The organism is Pantoea deleyi (genome assembly GCF_022647325.1).
Classification (GTDB): Bacteria; Pseudomonadota; Gammaproteobacteria; order Enterobacterales; family Enterobacteriaceae; genus Pantoea; species Pantoea deleyi.
Map to the genome: position 1 here is coordinate 2,195,262 of NZ_CP071405.1, position 21,137 is coordinate 2,216,398.

Annotated in this window: 19 protein-coding genes, 1 other RNA gene and 1 other annotated feature; of the genes, 5 read left to right on the forward strand and 15 right to left on the reverse strand. The window is 57.9% G+C overall.

Annotated features, from left to right (window positions below; translation table 11 throughout):
- Nucleotides 1-3: 3 nt before the first annotated feature.
- On the reverse strand, nucleotides 4-378 hold the full coding sequence (sufA, locus tag J1C59_RS10325; protein ID WP_111139079.1) for a Fe-S cluster assembly scaffold SufA: 375 nt from the start codon (nucleotides 376-378) through the stop codon (nucleotides 4-6).
- Between the two features lie 351 nt (nucleotides 379-729).
- Here sufA and J1C59_RS10330 point away from each other — a divergent pair, with 351 nt between their 5' ends.
- Nucleotides 730-1,170 (forward strand): hypothetical protein, encoded by a 441-nt coding sequence (locus J1C59_RS10330; protein ID WP_128085801.1) that lies wholly within the window; start codon nucleotides 730-732, stop codon nucleotides 1,168-1,170.
- Nucleotides 1,171-1,203: 33 nt separating this feature from the next.
- Here the strand turns inward: J1C59_RS10330 and ydiJ are convergent, their stop codons facing one another.
- On the reverse strand, nucleotides 1,204-4,257 hold the full coding sequence (gene ydiJ, locus J1C59_RS10335; RefSeq protein WP_140917059.1) for a D-2-hydroxyglutarate dehydrogenase YdiJ: 3,054 nt from the start codon (nucleotides 4,255-4,257) through the stop codon (nucleotides 1,204-1,206).
- A gap of 203 nt (nucleotides 4,258-4,460) precedes the next feature.
- On the opposite strand from ydiJ, the gene ydiK reads away from it, so the two are divergent.
- Together ydiK and rprA are read left to right on the forward strand one after the other, a co-directional pair.
- Entirely contained in the window at nucleotides 4,461-5,579 is a 1,119-nt protein-coding gene (ydiK, locus tag J1C59_RS10340) for an AI-2E family transporter YdiK (protein ID WP_375716760.1), read from the forward strand.
- A gap of 291 nt (nucleotides 5,580-5,870) precedes the next feature.
- An RNA gene (gene rprA, locus J1C59_RS10345) (antisense sRNA RprA) lies at nucleotides 5,871-5,979 on the forward strand.
- Nucleotides 5,980-6,047: 68 nt separating this feature from the next.
- Here rprA and ppsA read toward each other — a convergent pair.
- The gene (gene ppsA, locus J1C59_RS10350) at nucleotides 6,048-8,429 is read right to left on the reverse strand and encodes a phosphoenolpyruvate synthase (RefSeq protein ID WP_128085802.1); all 2,382 of its coding nucleotides are present in this window, start codon (nucleotides 8,427-8,429) and stop codon (nucleotides 6,048-6,050) included.
- A gap of 425 nt (nucleotides 8,430-8,854) precedes the next feature.
- Here ppsA and ppsR point away from each other — a divergent pair, with 425 nt between their 5' ends.
- Nucleotides 8,855-9,682: a posphoenolpyruvate synthetase regulatory kinase/phosphorylase PpsR gene (ppsR, locus tag J1C59_RS10355; RefSeq protein WP_128085803.1), complete on the forward strand. Its 828-nt coding sequence runs from the start codon at nucleotides 8,855-8,857 to the stop codon at nucleotides 9,680-9,682.
- A 152-nt stretch (nucleotides 9,683-9,834) separates the two neighbouring features.
- A complete protein-coding gene (locus J1C59_RS10360; RefSeq protein WP_128085804.1) occupies nucleotides 9,835-10,881 on the forward strand; it encodes a 3-deoxy-7-phosphoheptulonate synthase in 1,047 nt (348 codons plus the stop codon).
- A gap of 7 nt (nucleotides 10,882-10,888) precedes the next feature.
- On the opposite strand, the gene J1C59_RS10365 is transcribed toward J1C59_RS10360, so the two are convergent.
- The 12 genes from J1C59_RS10365 to rpmI form a co-directional block, all read right to left on the reverse strand.
- Nucleotides 10,889-12,340 carry a protein adenylyltransferase SelO gene (locus tag J1C59_RS10365; RefSeq protein WP_140917060.1) on the reverse strand — a complete coding sequence of 484 codons (1,452 nt, stop codon included), beginning with the start codon at nucleotides 12,338-12,340 and terminating at the stop codon, nucleotides 10,889-10,891.
- A gap of 79 nt (nucleotides 12,341-12,419) precedes the next feature.
- Nucleotides 12,420-13,166 (reverse strand): EAL domain-containing protein, encoded by a 747-nt coding sequence (locus J1C59_RS10370; protein WP_128085805.1) that lies wholly within the window; start codon nucleotides 13,164-13,166, stop codon nucleotides 12,420-12,422.
- Nucleotides 13,167-13,459: 293 nt separating this feature from the next.
- Nucleotides 13,460-13,918: an NlpC/P60 family protein gene (locus tag J1C59_RS10375; protein ID WP_128085806.1), complete on the reverse strand. Its 459-nt coding sequence runs from the start codon at nucleotides 13,916-13,918 to the stop codon at nucleotides 13,460-13,462.
- Between the two features lie 68 nt (nucleotides 13,919-13,986).
- Complete coding sequence (gene btuD / locus J1C59_RS10380; RefSeq protein ID WP_128085807.1) at nucleotides 13,987-14,736, reverse strand: vitamin B12 ABC transporter ATP-binding protein BtuD; 750 nt, start codon at nucleotides 14,734-14,736, stop codon at nucleotides 13,987-13,989.
- Nucleotides 14,737-15,282, reverse strand: a complete 546-nt coding sequence (locus J1C59_RS10385; protein WP_128085808.1) for a glutathione peroxidase — start codon at nucleotides 15,280-15,282, stop codon at nucleotides 14,737-14,739.
- 46 nt (nucleotides 15,283-15,328) lie between these two features.
- A complete protein-coding gene (gene btuC, locus J1C59_RS10390; protein ID WP_140917061.1) occupies nucleotides 15,329-16,312 on the reverse strand; it encodes a vitamin B12 ABC transporter permease BtuC in 984 nt (327 codons plus the stop codon).
- Between the two features lie 168 nt (nucleotides 16,313-16,480).
- Nucleotides 16,481-16,783 (reverse strand): integration host factor subunit alpha, encoded by a 303-nt coding sequence (gene ihfA, locus J1C59_RS10395; RefSeq protein ID WP_003853259.1) that lies wholly within the window; start codon nucleotides 16,781-16,783, stop codon nucleotides 16,481-16,483.
- Nucleotides 16,784-16,787: 4 nt separating this feature from the next.
- Nucleotides 16,788-19,175 (reverse strand): phenylalanine--tRNA ligase subunit beta, encoded by a 2,388-nt coding sequence (gene pheT / locus J1C59_RS10400; protein ID WP_128086152.1) that lies wholly within the window; start codon nucleotides 19,173-19,175, stop codon nucleotides 16,788-16,790.
- 14 nt (nucleotides 19,176-19,189) lie between these two features.
- Nucleotides 19,190-20,173, reverse strand: a complete 984-nt coding sequence (gene pheS / locus J1C59_RS10405) for a phenylalanine--tRNA ligase subunit alpha (protein WP_128086151.1) — start codon at nucleotides 20,171-20,173, stop codon at nucleotides 19,190-19,192.
- 71 nt (nucleotides 20,174-20,244) lie between these two features.
- Nucleotides 20,245-20,370: a sequence feature (Phe leader region), on the reverse strand.
- A complete protein-coding gene (gene pheM, locus J1C59_RS10410; protein ID WP_106120997.1) occupies nucleotides 20,321-20,365 on the reverse strand; it encodes a pheST operon leader peptide PheM in 45 nt (14 codons plus the stop codon). Its footprint overlaps the feature before it by 45 nt.
- Before the next feature lie 118 nt (nucleotides 20,371-20,488).
- Entirely contained in the window at nucleotides 20,489-20,845 is a 357-nt protein-coding gene (gene rplT, locus J1C59_RS10415) for a 50S ribosomal protein L20 (RefSeq protein ID WP_006118956.1), read from the reverse strand.
- 44 nt (nucleotides 20,846-20,889) lie between these two features.
- Entirely contained in the window at nucleotides 20,890-21,087 is a 198-nt protein-coding gene (rpmI, locus tag J1C59_RS10420) for a 50S ribosomal protein L35 (protein ID WP_004157374.1), read from the reverse strand.
- Nucleotides 21,088-21,137 lie beyond the last annotated feature (50 nt).

Genomic DNA, 21,137 nt, shown 5'->3' on the forward strand with positions numbered 1-21,137 from the left:
CACTTACTCGACGCCAAAGCTTTCACCGCACCCGCAGGCGTGCTGAGCTTTAGGGTTATTGAATTTAAAAATCTGATTCAGGCCTTCGCGAACGTAGTCCAGCTCGGTGCCATCAACGAACGGCATCGCCTGAAGCGGCACAAACAGCGTTGCGCCGTGGAATGAGAACTGCAGATCGTCTTCGACGGGTTCTTTCACTAAATCCATCACGTAGCCAAAACCGGCACAGCCGGATTGTTTTACGCTCAGCCGCAGACCCTTGACATCAGGGTCCTGAGCCGCCAGATTGAGAATTTGTTGCGCTGCGGTTTCAGTCAGCGTCAGCCCTTTCCAGACAAAATCGTCGGGTGAGAAAGAGTCTGTGTTAACGGATGCCATGTTGATACCTCTTGAGTCAGGACCTTTTCAGGCTATCCCCCTATGGTAGTGATCTGACCGATCACTTCAACCTCTTGTTTTGCAGGGATAATCATCTTGTGCTGTTTTATTCGCCTGAATATTAAGCATAGCTGCTTCAGCCCACCCCGTGGCGGGAGAATCAGCCTCAATAAGTCAGTGCTAACCTATTAATAAATCACTCTTTTCAAAATAAGCACTTTTGCGAAAAATCCTTATTGATAGGTTACGCCTTTCTGCGATGTAAATAGAATGTTATTCCCGATTATACCGACAGGCAGGATAAATCGATAAATTTTTCTGCCCGCAATTGCAATCTGACACCGGATGAATATGATAATTATTATCATTAACATTCAGGGCGACACCCTCATGCTTTCTGTCTCTGCCTGGCTGCAACATCAGATCGATGAATATCACTTCTCGCTGCGGGATATTTCCGTCGACTTTTATATGGCGCAGGCAAAGCTCGACCGGGCCGACTGCACGATCCACCAGCTGCGTCAGTTTAACGATGCCTGTCAGGATATGGCAGAGATCTGCCAGTTGAACGGTGACGATCAGAGCTACCTGCATACCCTGGGGAAACTGCATCATCGTCTGGTTCAGGAGATAGGAAACCCGGATCGCGATCGCCTGTTTCGCCTTCAGGCCTGGCAACTGGCGCGGCTCTCGCTGACCCGCCTCTGCCACCAGCTGGCGCTCACCGGCGACTGGCATAAAGCAAGCGAACTGCAGAGCGAATTTGTCCGTCACGCAGGCGGGATATTCTAATCCAGCCACTGCGTGACGTCGCGCACAATTTTTTTACATCAGCGCTAACAGGGCCTGAAGCGGATGGCGCATACCGTTGCCTTCCACGCGGCTGACCTGGCTGCGGCAGGAGTAGCCAGTGGCCAGACAGCGCTGGCGGGGCAGTCGCTGAAGCTGCGGATGCCAGGAGAGCGCATAGATGCCCAGCGAGTTTTCGAGGTTCTTCGTTTCATGACCGTAGGTGCCCGCCATGCCGCAGCAGCCCACGTTGATGTTCTCCAGCTTTGCGCCAAAGCGGGCGAAGATCCCCTGCCACTGATCGGGCGTCGACGGCAGCGCGGTGACCTCGGTACAGTGGGCGAACAGATACCAGGGTTCGCCGCTGGTGGCCTGCACCTCGCGGTCGGCCAGCGCCCGCTGCAGCCACTCATGCACCAGCAGCACCGAAAAGTCGCCGCGCGCGTCGCCCAGGGTCTGGCGGTATTCGTCGCGATAGCAGAGCACGGTGGCCGGATCGACCCCGACCATCGGCAGCTCCAGTTTAGCCACCCGGTTAAGGAAATCGGCGGTGCGGGTCGCGGTGCGGGCAAACCGCTGCAGGAAACCTTTAACATGCTGCGCCTTGCCGTTCGGTGAGAACGGCAGCAGCACCGGACGGTAGCCGAGTTTTTCGATCAGCCGGACAAAATCGTTCACCAGCTGCGCCTCGTAGAAGCTGGTGAACGGGTCCTGCACCACCAGCACATAATCCTCACGCGCACTGGCTGGCATCGCCTCCAGCTGCTCCAGCGTCATGTTCATGGCAGGATGACCGCTCAGCTGCTGCTTCAGGTTCGGCGCAGAGAGCAGTGGCAGATCGACCATACCGATATGCGTCTTACTCAACTCTCTGAGCCACGGCTGACGCAGGAAGAAGTTAAACACCTTCGGTGCCTTCGCCATCAGCGGCGCATAGCCCTCCACGGCGGCGACCAGGTGATCGCTGGCCGGTCGCAGATAGCGGGTGTGATAGAGCTGCAGGAAGCGCGATCGGAACGCGGGCACGTCAATCTTAATTGGGCACTGGGTGGAGCAGGCTTTACAGGCCAGACAGCCCGACATCGCCTCTTTCACCTCGTGGGAGAAATCATACTCCCCTTTGCTGGCGTGCCAGCTGTTGCGGGTCCGGGCGATGAGGGCGCGCAGGGACAGACGACTTTCCGGTAACTGCTTCTCCAGCAGCAGCGGATCGACGCCCTGCCCGGCCAGCAGCCGCAGCCACTCGCGCGTCAGCGTCGCCCGCCCTTTTGGCGAGTGAATGCGGTTGCGGGTGATCTTCATTGAGGGGCACATCGGACTGCGGGCATCGAAGTTAAAGCACAAGCCGTTACCGTTACACTCCATCGCGCCGCGCCACTCATCCCGCACCGTTAACGGGATCTGCCGGTCATAGGTTCCGCGCTTCACCGCATCAACCTGCATCATCTCGTCGTGACGCTCAATCGGCGTGCAGATTTTGCCCGGATTCAGGCGGTTGAGCGGATCGAAGGCGGCCTTGATGCGACGCAGTTCGTTAAACAGGGTTTCGCCAAAGAAAGCCGGACTGTACTGGGCGCGGAACCCTTTGCCGTGTTCGCCCCAGAGCAGACCGCCGTAGCGGGCAGTCAGCGCCACCACTTCGTCGGAGATCTGTTTCATCATCATCTCCTGCTGCGGATCGCACATATCCAGCGCCGGGCGCACATGCAGCACCCCGGCATCGACATGGCCGAACATGCCATAGCTCAGGCCGTGGCTGTCGAGCAGCGCGCGAAACTCCACGATATAGTCGGCCAGCTTCTCTGGCGGCACGGCGGTATCCTCAACAAACGGAATCGGCTTCGCCCGGCCTTTCGCGTTCCCCAGCAGGCCCACCGCCTTTTTCCGCATGTTATAGATGCGTTCAATGCCCGCCAGGTCGTTGCAGAGCTGATAGCCAATTACGCCGCCCTGCTGCTGCGCCATCAGCGAATCCAGACGGGCACACAGCGTGTCGATCTGCTGTTCGATGAGCGCAGCGTTATCCCCGGCGAACTCCACGATGTTCAGCCCCAGCATCGCTTTATCGGGCACGTCCGTGATCAGTTCACGGACCGAGTGCCAGACGATATCTTCACGCGCCAGGTTCAGCACTTTCGAGTCTACGGTCTCAACCGACAGCGCCTGCGCCTCCACCATGAAAGGCGCATTGCGCAGCGCGGAATCAAAGGAGTCATATTTGATGTTGACCAGCCGCCGCACCTTCGGCAGTGGAGTGATATCGAGACGTGCTTCTGTCACAAACGCCAGCGTGCCCTCTGCCCCGCACAGCAGGCGGGTCAGGTCGAAGGTCTGCATGTCGTCGCTGAAGACGTGGCGCAGGTCATAGCCGGTCAGGAACCGATTCAGCTTCGGAAACTTCTCCAGAATCAGTGCGCGCTGTTCGCGGCAGCGCGTCAGAACCTGCTGATAGATCCGTCCTTCGGGCGTCCCCGTCTGCGCCAGGGTTTCGGCCAGCGCGGTCGCCATCGGCCGGGTATCGAGAATGTCGCCCCCCAGCAGCACGGCGCGCAGGCCCAGCACATGATCTGAGGTTTTGCCGTAGACCAGCGACCCCTGACCCGACGCGTCGGTGTTAATCATGCCACCCAGCGTCGCACGGTTACTGGTGGACAGCTCCGGCGAGAAGAAGAAGCCGAAAGGCTTCAGCCAGGCATTCAGCTGATCCTTGATCACCCCCGCCTCGACCCGCACCCAGCCCTCATCGGTGTTGATCTCCAGGATGCGGTTCATGTAACGCGACATGTCCACCACAATGCCCTGGTTCAGCGACTGGCCGTTGGTGCCGGTGCCGCCGCCGCGCGGGGTAAACACCAGGCTGGCAAAACGGGCTTCACCGGCCACGCGGGCCAGCAGCGCCACATCCGCCGTTGAGCGCGGAAACAGGGCCGCATCGGGCAGCAACTGATAGATACTGTTATCGGTGGAGAGTGAGAGACGATCGGCATAGCTGGTCGCCATGTCGCCGGTGAACCCCTGCTCTTTCAGCGACTCAAGGAACGTCAGCACCAGTTGAACGAGGCCCGGCGCCTGCGAAATCTGTGGGATCATGATTGTCTGACCGAAGGTGTTGTAAACGTTTGCGTTTATGCGTTAGCGATTTCCCGTTTTATCATATTTTTTCTGCCTCTGCCGTTTTTTCAGAAAAGCCAAAAACCTTTTTCGCGCGGCTGTTTAATCCCCGGTAAATAGATCATGATAAAAACAGTTACGTGAATGCCTGAAATGAAGGATTAAAACGAGGTTATGAGTCAATGATGAAAAGCCAGTACCGGGATATGGATTTGCCGCAAATTCTCTTCACCCTGATGTTCATTCTGCTGTTGATCGTCGCCTGCCTGTGGGTGGTGCAGCCCTTTATTCTGGGCTTTGCCTGGGCCAGCATGGTGGTGATTGCCACCTGGCCGCTGATGCTGAAATTTCAGCGACTGCTGTGGGGCCGCCGCTCGCTGGCGGTGATTGTAATGACACTACTGTTGCTGCTGCTGTTTATTATCCCGATTGCCCTGCTGGTCAGCAGCCTGATTGACAACAGCGCACCGGTGATCGCCTGGGTGACGCAGGGACATACGATGCCGCAGCTGCTGTGGCTTAATGACGTGCCGATGGTCGGTGAGAAGATCTACGCCAGTTATGACAAGCTGGTGGCGAGCGGGGGCGCTGGCGTGATGGCCAAGATTCAGCCCTATATCGGTCGCACGACCGGCTTCTTTGTTGCGCAGGCCGGTCACTTCGGACGTTTTATGATCCATCTGGGCGTGATGCTGCTGTTCAGTGTGCTGCTCTACTGGCGTGGCGAGCAGGCAGCCCAGGGTATCCGTCACTTCGCTTTCCGCATGGCGGGCCGGCGCGGTGATGCCGCCGTGCTGCTGGCGGCACAGTCCATTCGCGCCGTGGCGCTGGGCGTGGTGGTGACGGCTCTGGTGCAGGGCGTGCTGGGCGGTATCGGTCTGGCGCTTTCCGGCATTCCCTACGCCACGCTGCTGACGGTGCTGATGATCCTGTGCTGCCTGGTGCAGATCGGGCCGCTGCTGGTGCTGGTTCCGGCCATCATCTACCTCTACTGGAGCGGCGACACCACCTGGGGAACCGTGCTGCTGGTCTGGAGTTGTGTGGTGGGTACGCTGGATAACGTCCTGCGCCCGATGCTGATCCGGATGGGAGCCGACCTGCCGATGATCCTGATCCTCTCTGGGGTAATTGGTGGACTCTTTGCATTTGGCATGATTGGCCTGTTTATCGGACCGGTCGTCCTGGCGGTCTCCTACCGTCTGGTTTCCGTCTGGGTGCATGAGGCGCCCGCGCCTGAAGACGACCCGCAGACGGTGGCGGAAGCGCTGGCCGATCATGAAGGCACCCCGCCCACCCTGTGATCCGCGGCGTTTACCCGCCGCGATCGCCCCACCCGTTGCATTGATTAGTGCGGTTAATGATGATTAACCGCACCCCGTCCCGACGGACTGATAAAAGATGATTTTCATTAGCGATTTTTAAGAAAAAAGCCATTACTGAGCTGATTCTGACCATTTCAGCCTAAAAAAGATTACTTTCTGCACTGTTTCTTAAGCCAAATGGCTGACTAAAGGTTACAAAAGATTATTGGCTTTAAACTAATAAGAGGATTCTTAAAGACTCCAGCCAGCGGTATGAATAACATGCTTCCTATGTTCTGAATCAAACTATTGATTTCCAGACCACCTTATTCCCCCTGAGTAGAGTAAAGAATTGCTGTGTGTAGTCTTTGCCCATCCCCTGTGATGGGCTTTTTTTTTGCCTGAATCTGACCCGCCAGACATAAAAAAGGCCCGCATTGCGGGCCTCTGACGTGACGGTTGCCGGAATCAGGATGCGCGCAGCTGCGCCAGGCTCACCCAGGTTTCCACCACGGTATCCGGGTTCAGCGACAGGCTGTCGATCCCCTCTTCCATCAGCCACGCGGCGAAGTCCTGATGGTCCGACGGGCCCTGTCCGCAGATGCCGACATATTTCCCCTGCTGTTTCGCCGCCCGGATCGCCATGGACAGCAGCGCTTTCACCGCCTCGTTGCGCTCGTCAAACAGCGCGGAGACGACGCCGGAGTCGCGGTCCAGCCCCAATGTCAGCTGGGTCATGTCGTTCGAGCCGATCGAGAAGCCATCAAAGTGCTGCAGGAACTGATCTGCCAGCAGCGCATTGGACGGGATTTCGCACATCATGATGATCTTCAGCCCGTTCTCGCCGCGCTTCAGGCCCTGACGCGCCAGCTCTTCCACCACGGCCTGCGCCTGCTCAACGGTACGCACAAAGGGCACCATGATCTCGACGTTGGTCAGGCCCATCTCGTTGCGAACGCGTTTGACGGCTTCGCACTCCAGCGCGAAGCAGTCGCGGAAGCTGTCCGCCACGTAACGTCCCGCGCCGCGGAATCCCAGCATCGGGTTCTCCTCTTCCGGCTCGTAACGTTCGCCGCCCACCAGGTTGGCATATTCGTTAGTTTTAAAGTCGGAAAGTCGGACAATTACGCGTTTCGGTGCAAATGCCGCCCCAAGTGTGGCAATTCCCTCAGTCAGCCGCGCAATATAGAACTCCACCGGATCATCAAATCCTTTCATCATTTTGCGGATCTGCTGCTGCAGTTCCGGCGTCTGCTGATCGAACGCCAGCAGGGCCTTCGGGTGAACGCCGATCATACGGTTGATGATAAATTCAAGCCGCGCCAGCCCCACGCCTTCATTGGGCAGACAGGCAAAATCAAAGGCGCGGTCCGGGTTGCCGACGTTCATCATGATCTTCAGCGGCAGCTCAGGCAGCGAATCGACCTGCGAACTGGTGACGTCGAAGTCGAGCAGCTGATCGTAGACATAGCCGGTATCCCCTTCGGCGCAGGAGACGGTAACCTGATGCCCCTCTTTCAGCCGATCGGTGGCGTCGCCGCAGCCCACCACCGCCGGAATGCCCAGCTCACGCGCGATGATCGCCGCATGGCAGGTTCGGCCGCCACGGTTGGTGACGATCGCCGAGGCCTTTTTCATGATCGGCTCCCAGTCCGGGTCGGTCATGTCGGTCACCAGCACATCCCCTTTCTCAATCCGGTTCATTTCGCTGATGTCGTGGATCACCTTCACCGTGCCGGCCCCGATACGGTGACCGATAGCCCGGCCTTCCGCTACGACGCTGCCCTGACCCTGCAGCGTGTAACGCTCCATCACCTGCCCATTTGAGCGAACGGTTTCAGGCCGCGCCTGCACAATAAACAGCTTGCCCGTGTGGCCATCTTTGGCCCATTCGATGTCCATCGGCCGCTGGTAGTGCTGCTCGATCAGTACCGCCTGCTTCGCCAGCGCCTGGACCTCCTCATCACTCAGGCAGAAGCGGTCGCGTTCGGCCTCAGGCACATCTTCAATACGCACCTGTTCGCCGTGCGCCTGCGAGTCGGCATAGACCATGCGGACCTTTTTCGAGCCCATATTGCGGCGCACAATCGACGGACGGCTGGCGGCCAGCGTCGGCTTATGCACGTAGAATTCATCCGGGTTCACCGCGCCCTGCACCACCATTTCGCCCAGTCCCAGCGCTGCGGTGATGAAGACCACCTGGTCGAAGCCGGACTCCGTATCGATGGTGAACATCACGCCCGACGCAGCGAGATCCGATCGCACCATGCGCTGAATACCGGCCGAGAGCGCCACGCCGCGATGGTCATAGCCCTGATGCACGCGGTAAGAGATAGCACGGTCGTTAAACAGCGAAGCAAAGACATGCTTGACCGCGACCATCACGGCGTCGATGCCCTGCACATTCAGAAAGGTCTCCTGCTGTCCGGCAAAGGAGGCGTCGGGCATATCTTCTGCGGTGGCCGAGGAGCGGACGGCAAACGAGGCGTCCGCGTCGTCTGCCGAAAGCTGCTGATAGGCGTCCAGAATGGCGGACTCCAGCTCCGGCAGGAAAGGCGTCTCAACGACCCACTGGCGGATCTGCCGGCCCGCTTTTGCCAGCGCATCCACATCATCAATATCGGTCTCATCCAGCAGCGCATAGATGCGCTGGTTCAGCCCACTCTGATCGAGGAACAGGTTAAACGCGTACGATGTCGTCGCAAAACCATTGGGGACGGAGACACCCAGCGACGACAGGTTAGTAATCATTTCACCCAGAGAGGCGTTTTTGCCTCCCACCCGGTCAACATCATGCATGCCAAGCTGGTTATACCAGAGCACAAGTGGCTGTTCGCCTGTAGTGGACATTGATCTTATCCTTTATCAGTTATCGATGAAGTGAGACAGGGAGTAATCGGTTTTCAGCCTGGCATATCGCCTCACCGATCACGATCTGTTGAATCGTTAAAGCAGAATTTCAGCCGCAGTTTCGGAATTGTAAGCGCTTTATTTTGCTGTTGCGCAAAGCCGCCATTTTTTCTCAACTCACTGACAAATAAGGAAATCGTGTTTTGCGGGCGTCCTTACCCCCCTGTTTTGTTGCGCAACAGGGGCGCGGGGTTTTCTGGCTGATTAAGGGGCAAAACACGCAGCGGACGAATGACTCTGCCCTGGCGGCAGCGGCAACCTCCGTCCGGAAATTCCGATAAGCCTTCCAGAAATTAACATCCGGGATGATTTATTTTCTGGCATGGCTCATGCTGACGGCTCACTCATATTCAGGGCAGAGCGTTATGACAACGGACAGAAGCGTTTTTTATATTTCTGATGGCACCGCCATTACGGCGGAAGTCCTGGGGCATGCGGTGCTGTCGCAGTTTCCGGTCAATATCACCAGCCTGACGCTGCCGTTCGTTGAGAACGTTCAGCGGGCGCTGGCGGTGAAAGCCCAGATTAACGCGCTCTATCAGCAGAGCGGCGTCCGGCCGCTGGTGTTTTTTTCGATCGTGACGCCGGAAGTGCGCGACATCATCGTTCAGAGCGAAGGCTTCTGTCAGGACATTGTGCAGGCGCTGGTCGCCCCGCTGCAGCAGGAGCTGGGGTTGTCTCCTGCGCCGGTGGCGCACCGCACCCACGGGCTGGATGCCAGTAACCTGGGGAAATATGATGCCCGTATTGCGGCGATCGACTATGCCCTGGCCCACGACGACGGCATCTCGCTGCGCGGCCTGGAGGATGCCCAGGTGATCCTGGTGGGCGTTTCACGCTGCGGCAAAACCCCCACCAGCCTCTATCTGGCGATGCAGTTTGGTATCCGCGCCGCCAACTACCCTTTTATTGCCGACGATATGGATAACCTGAAGCTGCCGCCCGCCCTGCGCGCCCATCAGAACAAACTCTTCGGGCTGACCATCGATCCGGAACGGCTGTCGGCGATACGCCAGGAGCGGGCGGAAAATACCCGTTACGCCTCCATGCGCCAGTGCCGGCTGGAGGTGGGGGAAGTCGAAGCGCTGTTCCGCACCCATCAGATCCGCTACCTCAACAGCACCAACTACTCGGTGGAAGAGATTGCCACCAAAATTCTCGACATTATGGGCCTGACCCGCCGCATGTATTAGAGGTCTCCTGACGCAGACGCTGTAACGTGGCTTGGCCGTGCGTTTTGATTTGATTATTGATTCCCGGGTTGAATTCGCAGGCTAATGGTTTATTGTGACCATCATCACTTCCCGGTATTTCACCGCTGCGAAGAACTGTTTTTGAGACACTCATGAATAAAACCGATGAACTGCGTACTGCACGCATTGATAACCTGATTACGCCGGCCAGCCTGGCAGATGCACACCCCGTCTCCGCCGCCATTGCTGACAACGTCACGGCGGCCCGCACCCGTATTGCGCGTATCCTGACCGGTGAAGATCCCCGCCTGCTGGTGGTGATTGGCCCCTGCTCGCTGCACGATCCCAGAGCGGCCCTGGAGTATGCGGAGCGCCTGAACGTTCTGCGCGACCGCTATGCGGATCGGCTGGAAATTGTGATGCGGGCTTACTTCGAGAAGCCACGCACCGTGGTGGGCTGGAAAGGGCTGATTTCCGATCCGGACCTGGATGGCAGCTATGATGTGAACCGGGGCATCGGCATCGCCCGCCAGCTGTTGATTGATATCAACGCGCTGGGCCTGCCCACCGCCACCGAATTCCTGGATATGGTGATCGGCCAGTTTATTGCGGATCTGATTAGCTGGGGAGCCATTGGCGCACGTACCACGGAAAGCCAGATCCACCGCGAAATGGCGTCGGCCCTCTCCTGCCCGGTCGGCTTTAAAAATGGCACCGATGGCAACGTCCAGATCGCCGTGGATGCCATCCGCGCCGCGCGCGCCAGTCATATGTTCCTCTCGCCCGATAAGCGGGGCCAGATGACCATCTATCAGACCAGCGGTAATCCCCACGGTCATGTGATCCTGCGCGGCGGCAAACAGCCCAACTATCACGCCAGCGATGTGGCGGCGGCGGCGGAGAGCCTGGCGGCCTTTAACCTGCCACCACAGCTGGTGATCGACTTCAGCCACGGCAACTGCCTGAAGCAGCATCGTCGTCAGATGGATGTCGCGGCCGATGTCGCAGAGCAGATCAAATCAGGTTCGCGCGCCGTCGCGGGCGTGATGATTGAAAGCTTCCTGCAGGAGGGCAATCAGAAAGTGGTCAGCGGCCAGCCGCTGGTTTATGGTCAGTCGATTACCGACCCCTGCCTCGGCTGGCAGGAGAGCGAAAGCGTGCTCGAACTGCTCGCCGGGGCGGTTTCTCATCGTCTCTGACGCTGCCTCAGCTGGAACAGCTCACCGCTAAGGTCTTGCCCCACTCCGGCGGCCGCTGACGATACTCAGTGGCCGTCCGATCGCTGAAGGGGTGCTGCAGCGCCTGGTGCAGCCGTGCCAGCGCCCCCTGCTCACCCCGCTCGGCCTCTTCGATCGCCTGCTGGGCGAGATAGTTACGCAGGATCACCGCCGGGTTCGCGGCTTTCATGACCGCCTGCCGTTCCGCATCGCTGACCTGCTCATCCAGCAGGCGGCGGCGATACCCCTCATACCAGCGGTCAAACGCCTCACGATCGATAAACTCATCACGCAGCGGTGAGCGGCTTTCTGCCTGCTGCGTCTCGCTCAGCAGCCGGAACGTCAGCGTGTAGTCACTGTGTTCCTGGGTCATCAGCGCCAGCAGATCGGTCAGAATCTGGTTATCGCCGCTCTGCGGCGTCAGTAAGCCGAGCTTCGCCCGCATCCTTTCGCCCCAGACCCGCATCAGTTCAGGCTCATAGGCGCTCAGTGCCGCGCGCAGCTGCTCAGTAGTCAGCAGACCCGACAACGCATGCGCCAGACGGTTGAGATTCCACAGGCCAATCATCGGCTGATTTTCAAAACTGTAGCGGCCCTGGTAGTCGCTGTGGTTGCAGATAAAGCCGGGCTGATAGTCATCCAGAAAACCAAAGGGGCCATAGTCGATGGTCAGCCCGAGGATGGACATGTTATCGGTGTTCATCACCCCATGCGCGAAACCGACGCTCTGCCACAGCGCAATCAGCCGCGCCGTACGCAGCACAATGTCGGTAAACCACTGCTGATAGCGATCGGCCTCCTCTGTCAGATGCGGCCAGTGGTGGCGAATGGCGTAGTCGGCCAGCTGCTGCACTTTCTCCTGCTGCTGACCGTAAAAGAAGTGTTCGAAATGGCCGAATCGCAGATGGCTCGGCGAGATGCGCATCAGCATCGCCCCACGCTCGGGGGTTTCACGGTAGACCGGCTCGTCACCGATCGACAGCGTGAGCGCCCGGGTGGTCGGAATGCCCAGGTGATGCAGCGCTTCCGATGCCAGAAACTCGCGCACGCTGGAGCGAATGACCGCCCGGCCGTCGCCCATGCGGGAGTAAGGCGTCAGGCCCGCGCCCTTGAGATGCCAGTCCAGTTTGCCGCCATCTTCGAGACGCTGCTCGCCCAGCAGAATCCCGCGCCCGTCGCCCAGCTGTCCCGCCCAGACGCCAAACTGATGGCCGCTGTAGACCTGCGCCAGCGGCTGCATGCCCGGCAGCAGAGCCGCGCCATGCCAGACGTCGTGGCCCTGGCCGTCGAACAGTGTGCTGTCCAGGCCCATCTCCGCAGCGAGCGGCGCATTGTGATAGAGCAGGCGTCCACCTGCCAGCGGCGTGGGATTGAGTGCGGTGTAATTCCCGGCAAGCTCACGGAACCAGGTGTTGTCGAAGGTGACCTTGCGTGAGGACATTGTTTCTCCCATGCGATGCTCAGCGTTACTCAGGTTAGTCCCTTAGTGTAACGCCGATAGCCGGGATTAACAGGTTCTGTCAGCCGGGGTGTCGGGAGGAAGGCTGCCGATTGCTGGCGCCGAGCAGCGAACGCAGCGCATCCGATTTGACGACCGGGAAGAGCGCGCCCTGGAAAACGGCACCGCTCAACTGGCTGACTTTATCCAGAAGGACCTCGTCGTCGACGCCACAAATAATCAGCTGATCGCAGTGCGCGCGGAAATTATCGATAATGCTCTGAATAAAAGGCACAAATGAGGCACGCTTGGCCAGTGAGTGAATAAAGTCCTTATCCAGACAGATGCAGCTGAATAAATTATCGTAGACCGCATTCGAAGGACTTTTGCCAGCACCGAAATGAGACAGCGCTAAATTAAACTCCGCCTGCAGGCTCGCCAGCAACGCATTATTTTTGCCGAGTCTGAGTTGCGGAAACGCTTCAGTGATATTCAGCAGAATGAATGGCAGCTGTTTTAATTTGCGCATCACCAGCTCGCTGGCCAGCAGCGTCCGGGCCAGATTTTCATCAATACGAATTAATGCGGAGACCGAATGCGCTTCAAATAATCCACGATACTGTTCCAGCAATCCGATCTGGCTTTGCAGCAGACGCAGCTGCTGTGACTCATCAAGCTGCGGTAACAGCAGCTCCTGTGGCAGGGTGATAGGTGCACTCTCATGCACAAACTGCGTAACCAGTTCGACAGCGGTTAACTGTCCGTCAACATCACAGACCGGATAGAACCAGATTTCCGACTGATAGTCGGCCGAGAGATGAATTTTCATTTTAGTGCCAGAATATGCGGCGATAACGATATCGTATAGCAATGGCCGGTTGCAGGCAATAGTGCCAAATGATTGAAGAGACGAGCTTCTTTAGCCTTCCATTGCCGTTTGCCGGTTCGCTGTAACGCTTAAGCCAAATAGTGACGTGAAACCTGCCCTTATTAGTGGAATTAACGTCGCGGCTATTATGCTTAATAAATTCAGGCTCAATAACTGTCATTTTAAATAAAACTTTTAATTGCCGTTGTCGCTCTATTTAAAATTGGACTTAAGTCTGATCCAGAAAATGGGGGTTATATCCGGCGCGCCTGCCAGAACACTTTTCGCCAGTAAACATTGTCCAGCGAGGAACGGGTCACGCCCTGACTGGTTGAGGCGTGAATGAACGCATTATCACTGTCATAGATCCCTACGTGCAGGCCATTCTCGCCGCGTCCGGTTTTAAAGAAGACCAGATCGCCCGGCAGCAGTTCATCTTTACTGATGCGGGTACCGATATCACTTTGCGCGGAGGTGGTGCGCGGCAACTGCAGCGCAAACCTGTCGCGGAAGGTCAGATAGACAAACCCGGAGCAGTCAACCCCCCTGCGGCTCATGCCACCATAACGGTAGGGGGTGCCGTGCCAGTTACCGAGCTGATCGTTCAGTTCTGCAATCACGGTGATGGAATCGGAAAGACGGCCATTCACTGGCGGGGCGTGATGACTGCATCCCGTCAGCAGCAGCACTAAAATCAGCAAACCCAGGCGCATCGCCAAATGTCCTTATCAGAAATTGCAACCGGCTTAATGTAGCGGTAAACGCCGCGGTGTAGCAAGTGTCAGGGCAACACCGTCAGCAGCGTTCGCCCTTCCAGTTCAAGTTGCCGGAAAGTAATCTGGTAGAGCGGTGTCAAACGCTGTGGCGTCAGAACCGCTGCCGGGTCGCCCTGGGCGATCAGCTGCCCCCGATCCATCAGCCAGACCCGGTCGGCCCGTTGCAGGCTGTGGTTGAGATCATGGCTGCTGGCAACCACGCTGATGCCCGCCGCGCACAGTTCCGCGATCAGATCGTCGACCGTTTTCTGCTGGCCGATATCCAGCGCGGTCATCGGCTCATCAAGTATCAACAACCGGCCCTGCGGATTGATGCGGGGATCTATCTGCAGGCAGACTGCCGCCAGCCTGACGCGCTGCCATTCACCGCCGGAGAGCCGCGTCAGGGAACGGGAAAGTTTATCCTCCAGCTGAAGCCGTTGCAGGAGCGTGCCGAGCCGGGCGTCGGCCTGCGGGCCGGTCTGCTTGAGATGCAGACGCAGATAGTGCCAGACCGGCATCGGACTCAGTGGAACCTGCTGCTGGGGCAGCCAGCCACGAACCCTGGCCAGCGCCGCGCCCTGCCACTCCGCCAGCGGCCGATCCTCCAGCATGACCGACCCGGCGGCGGGTTGCAGGCCCGCGATTAGGCTCAGCAGTGTGCTCTTGCCTGCACCGTTCGGGCCTGCGACGTGCAGCAGCTGGCCCGCGGCGATTTCACCGCTCAGTGACTCCAGCCGTCCGGGCACGGCGGCCTGGTGCAGGCGCAGCAGCATTTACTTCGCCAGAGCCTGCTTAATGGTTTCCAGAATGATCGGATCTTCCGGCGTCATGTCCGGTGCAAAGCGCTGAATGACGCTGCCGTCCCGGCCAATCAGGAACTTCTCGAAGTTCCACAGGATGTCGCCCGGCGCTTTTGGCGCGCGCCCTTTGCTCTCCATCCGCTCGTAAAAGCCGCTGCCTTCCGGACGCACCGCCTCTGGTCGTGCGGCAATCAGCTGAGCAAAGAGCGGATGACGCGCCGGACCGTTGACCTCGGTTTTGGCAAACAGCGGGAAGGTCACCCCATAAGTGGTGCTGCAGAACGTTTTGATCTCCTCACTGCTGCCAGGCTCCTGCCCGAGAAACTGATTGCAGGGAAAGCCGAGCACGCTGAGGCCCTGATCCTGCCAGGCCTTCTGCAGGTTCTCCAGCTCGTCATACTGCGGCGTCAGGCCACATTTCGACGCCACGTTGACGACCAGCAGCACCTTGCCCTGCCACTGTGCCAGCGTGGTCTTTTCCCCGTCGAGCGTAACCAGTTCAGTCTGATAAATGTTCATATGAATTCCTTGGATGCAGTTGTGGATGCAGAGTTGCCAGCCGAAGCTAGCGTGACGATTTCACCAGTAACAGAATAAACAGCGGCGCGCCGAGGGTGGCAGTGACCACCCCTATCGGCAGCTCCGCCGAGGTCAGCGCCAGCCGCGCCACGATATCGGCGGCCAGCAGCACCCCCGCCCCCGCCAGCGCAGAGGCGGGCAGCAGATAGCGGTGATCGCTGAGGCCACTCAGACGCAGCAGATGCGGGATCACCAGCCCGACAAAGCCAATGGCCCCCGCCATCGCCACGCTGATCCCCGTCAGCCAGCCCATCGCCAGCACCAGCAGGTTACGCCAGCCGAAAAGCGAGAGTCCGAGCTGGCGGGCGGAGGTGTCCCCCAGCGCCAGCAGATTGAGGATCGGCCCGGTTGCGCCCAGGGCCAGCATCACCGGCAGCAGCGCCAGCATCATCCAGCCGTAGCGCCAGTCCACCCCGCTGAATCCCCCCATCATCCAGTACATCAGCTGACGCAGATCGAGACTGGTGCTGAAGTAGACCGCCCAGGTCATGATGGCACTGCAGATGATCCCCAGCGCCACGCCGGTGAGTAACAGCCGGGTTGTCGAAAGCTGGCGATGCGCAAAATGCAGCAGGATCAGCGTGATGATTAGCGCGCCGGCAATAGCGGCGAGCGCGAGGTTCCAGAGTGAGCCGCTACCCAGCAGCACGCCAAGCACCAGGCCGATGCCGGCGCCGTTCGAAACGCCCAGCAGGCCGGGCTCTGCCAGCGGATTGGTAAACAGGGCCTGCATCACCACGCCGCACACCGCCAGCGAAGCGCCGACCAGCACCACCGCCAGGCTGCGGGGCAGCCGTAGCTGCCAGACAAAGAGTCGGCCACTTTCCGAAAGCCACTGTGAGGGCGCAATCCAGCTGTCTCCGGCGCAGAGGCTGAGACAGAGCAGTGCAGAGAGCGTCACGGCTAACGCCATCAGCCATTTCTGGCCGCGTCGATCGGCCTGATTTGCGAGCTGGTCGAGCAGAGACATAAGCGGGATACGCTGAGAAAACAGAGATTTGATTGTAGAGGGATTGCAGAAAAAAGAAAGGTGGGTGCGGCGGTTCGCGTCGGAAGAAGATCGCGCTGACAGATGCGGCACAACGGCGGAAAACCATGAAAAAAGGCCGCTTGCGCGGCCTTTTTGAAACGCTGAAATTCAGTCAGTCTCTTTGGGTGTAGCGTTCTCTACGCGGCTTTTCAGCTTCTGTCCTGGGCGGAACGTTACTACGCGACGCGCAGTAATCGGAATATCTTCACCCGTTTTCGGGTTTCTGCCAGGACGCTGGTTCTTGTCACGCAGGTCAAAATTACCAAACCCAGACAGTTTAACCTGTTCTCCGTTTTCCAAAGCGCGACGTACCTCTTCGAAAAACAGCTCTACTAACTCTTTGGCATCGCGTTTGCTCAGCCCGAGTTTCTCAAACAGGTACTCTGACATCTCAGCTTTTGTAAGCGCCATAGGTTCAATCCCTCAAGGTTGCCTGGAATCGCTCTTTTAATGCCGCAACGCATTTGCCAACGGTCGCGGCAATCTCCTCTTCTTCGAGTGTCCGGCTGGTATCCTGCAAAATCAGGCTGATTGCGAGGCTCTTGTAGCCCTCAGAAACGCCCTTACCGCGGTACACGTCAAACAAGTTTACGCCAACTACCTGATTTACGCCAACTTTCTTACACTCCGCAATGATATCTGCTGCAGGCACGTTTTCGGCCACAACAACCGCAATATCACGACGGTTAGCCGGGAAGCGGGAAATCTCGCGCGCGTCAGGCAGGACGCGGTCTGCGACCTTATTCCAAAGCAGTTCAAAGACTAAGGTGCGGCCGTTGAGATCAAGCTTACGTTCCAGCTCCGGATGAACCACGCCGATAAATCCGATTTTTTCATCATGCAGATAAATCGCCGCGCTCTGTCCTGGATGCAGGGCCGGATTCACTTCCGCGCGGAAGCTGATTTCATCCAGTTTGCCGGTTAAATCGAGCAGCGACTCTAAATCGCCTTTTAAATCATAGAAGTCAACTGTCTGACGCGCCAGATCCCAGTGCTCTTCCACACGGTTACCGCTGATGACGCCAGCCAGCATAAGATCCTGACGGATGCCCAAATCAGCCTGAGTATCCGGCACAAAGCGCAGACCGCTCTCAAACAGACGCACGCGGCTCTGCTGACGGTTCTGGTTATAGACCACCGCGCTGAGCAGGCCGGTCCAGAGCGAGAGACGCATGGTCGACATATCACTGGAGATCGGGCTTGGCAGCAGCAGCGCCTCTTCGCCCGGATGCAGCAGCTGCTGAATTTTCGGATCCACGAAGCTGTAGGTGATCGCTTCCTGATAGCCTTTATCCACCAGCAGGTTTTTCGCGCGCTTCAGCGACAGGTCGGCTTCACGATGACGGGTCATCACCAGGCCTGCCTGCACCGGCACATCCGGAATGTTGTTGTAGCCGTAAACACGGGCCACTTCTTCAACCAGATCTTCCTCGATCGCCATGTCGAAACGCCAGCTCGGCGCTACGGCCTGCCACTCGCCTTCGCCCACGGTGACGTCACAGCCGAGGCGCGTCAGGATGTCAGTGACCTGCTCATCGGCGATGACATGGCCAATCAGACGATCCAGTTTTTCACGGCGCAGCGTGATGGTCGCCGGAACCGGCAGCGCGGCCGGGTGAGTCTGGTCGATGACCGGACCCGCTTCTCCGCCGCAGATCGACAGCAGCAGCGCGGTAGCGCGCTCAATCGCGGTATGCTGCAGCGCCGGATCAACGCCACGCTCATAGCGGTGTGACGCGTCGGTATGCAGACCGTGACGGCGGGCGCGACCGGTAATAGAGAGCGGATCGAAGTAAGCGCACTCAAACAGGATGTTACGGGTTTCGCCATTCACACCGGAGTGTTCACCGCCGAAGATACCGGCCATCGCCAGCGCCTGCTGATGGTCGGCGATCACCAGGGTATCTGCCTGCAGGCTGGCTTCGGTGCCGTCCAGCAGCGTCAGCTTCTCACCCTCTTTCGCCATACGCACCACGATGCCGCCGTTGATACGGTCGAGGTCGAAAGCGTGCATCGGCTGACCCAGCTCCAGCAGAACATAGTTGGTGATATCGACCACCGGATCGATCGAGCGAATGCCGCAGCGACGCAGCTTCTCTTTCATCCAGAGTGGCGTGGCCGCCGCGACGTTGATCCCTTTGACAACACGGCCCAGGTAGCGCGGACAGGCGTCTGTCGCCTCGACCTGGATCGGGAAGGTGTCGTTGAGGGTGGCCGCAACCGGCTGCATTTCCGGCACGTTCAGCGGTAAACCGTTGAGCACCGCGACGTCGCGGGCAATCCCAATCAGACCCAGGCAGTCCGCGCGGTTCGGCGTGACGCTGATTTCGATGGTGTTGTCATCCAGCTGCAGATACTCACGGATGTCGGTGCCAATCGGCGCATCGGCTGGCAGTTCGATGATGCCGTTATGGTCGTCGGAAATCCCCAGCTCGGAGAACGAGCAGAGCATCCCTTCTGAAGGTTCGCCACGCAGTTTGGCCGCTTTGATTTTGAAATCGCCCGGCAGCACCGCACCTACGGTGGCAACGGCGACTTTCAGGCCCTGGCGGCAGTTCGGCGCGCCACAGACGATGTCCAGCAGGCGATCGCCGCCGGTGTTGATTTTGGTCACCCGCAGTTTGTCTGCGTTAGGGTGCTGACCGCACTCCACCACTTCCCCCACCACGACGCCGTGAAACGCACCGGCAACACCCTCGACACCGTCCACTTCCAGACCGGCCATGGTGATTTGTTCAGACAGCGCAGCGCTGTCCAGGGCTGGATTTACCCATTCGCGTAACCAGAGTTCACTGAATTTCATTGGATAACCTGCCCTTACTTAAATTGTTTGAGGAAACGTAAATCATTTTCGAAGAAGGCGCGCAGATCCGTCACGCCATAGCGCAGCATGGTCAGACGCTCCATGCCCATCCCGAAGGCGAAGCCGGAGTAAACTTCCGGATCGATACCGACATTGCGCAGTACGTTAGGGTGGACCATGCCGCAACCCAGCACTTCCAGCCACTTGCCGTTTTTACCCATTACGTCCACCTCAGCAGAGGGTTCGGTAAACGGGAAGTAGGACGGACGGAAACGAATCTGCAAATCTTCTTCAAAGAAGTTATTCAGGAAGTCGTGCAGCGTGCCTTTGAGGTTGGTGAAGCTGATATTTTTATCCACAATCAGCCCTTCCATCTGGTGGAACATCGGCGTATGGGTCTGATCGTAATCGTTACGGTAGACGCGGCCCGGCGCAATAATGCGGATCGGTGGCTGCTGAGCCTGCATGGTACGGATCTGCACGCCAGAGGTCTGCGTACGCAGCAGACGGGTGGCATCGAACCAGAAGGTGTCATGATCGGCACGCGCCGGATGGTGAGCAGGAATATTCAGCGCATCAAAGTTATGGTAGTCATCTTCGATTTCGGGGCCGGTCACCACGGCAAAGCCTAACTCGCCAAAGAAAGTCTCAATGCGGTCCATGGTGCGGGTCACCGGATGCAGGCCACCGTTCTCAATGCGGCGCCCTGGCAGGGAGACATCGATGGTCTCCTGCGCCAGACGGGCATTCAGCACGGCGGCTTCGAGCGCATCTTTGCGTGCATTCAGGCGATCGGTCACCTGCTGTTTGGCTTCGTTGATGACCGCACCCGCTGCAGGGCGCTCTTCTGCTGGCAGCTCGCGTAATGTGGTCATCTGCAGTGTCAGATGTCCTTTCTTACCCAGATATTCGACGCGCACCGCGTCAAGGGCGGCGATATCTGTCGCCCCGTCGATGGCCGCCGTGGCGCTGGCCACCAGTTCTGCGAGTTGAGACATAATTTCCTCTTTTTCCAGTCAGGCTGGTCAGTTCTCGTTGGGACCTGCCGGTCCGATATGCTAGCGCCAGAAACAAAAAAGCCTCCACGAGGGAGGCTTTCAGCGCGATTTTTCGTTTCTTCTCTTATGCGCAAAAGCCCCCGGATGTCAGGCGCTAAAGTAAAAAAAGAAACGGAAAATAGCAGCATTCATGCTTGCAGTTACCTTGTCATGCTTGTACCGGGACACTATTGAAATGCGCAGCGGCGAAAATGTCAATCTTTTGCGTAGGTTACAGGCAATAAAAAAGGGAGCAAGCTCCCTTTTCTACCTGACTTACGCCAGAGCTGATTTCGCTTTTTCGACCAGTGCAGTGAATGCCACTTTGTCGAATACAGCGATGTCGGCCAGGATCTTACGGTCGATCTCAATGGCTGCTTTTTTCAGACCATTGATGAAACGGCTGTAAGACATGCCGTTCTGACGTGCCGCTGCGTTGATACGCGCGATCCACAGCTGACGGAACTGACGCTTACGCTGACGACGGTCACGGTAAGCATACTGACCAGCTTTGATAACAGCCTGGAAAGCAACACGGTAAACACGTGAACGTGCACCGTAATAGCCTTTAGCTTGTTTTAAGATTTTTTTGTGACGTGCGCGAGCAACTACACCACGTTTTACACGAGCCATTTAGCTCTCCTGTTTAATATTCTGAATTAATGAAAAAAATTTACTTATGCGTACGGCAGGCAGGCAATAACCAGACCCAGATCGCCTTTAGACACCATGCCTTTCGGACGCAGGTGACGTTTACGCTTAGTAGATTTCTTCGTCAGAATATGACGCAGGTTTGCGTGTTTACGCTTGAAGCCGCCAGAAGCGGTCTTCTTGAAGCGCTTAGCCGCGCCACGTACAGTTTTAATCTTTGGCATTTTAAAAATATCCACTTCGCATTGTTGATAACATGACCCAGACAGGCGAA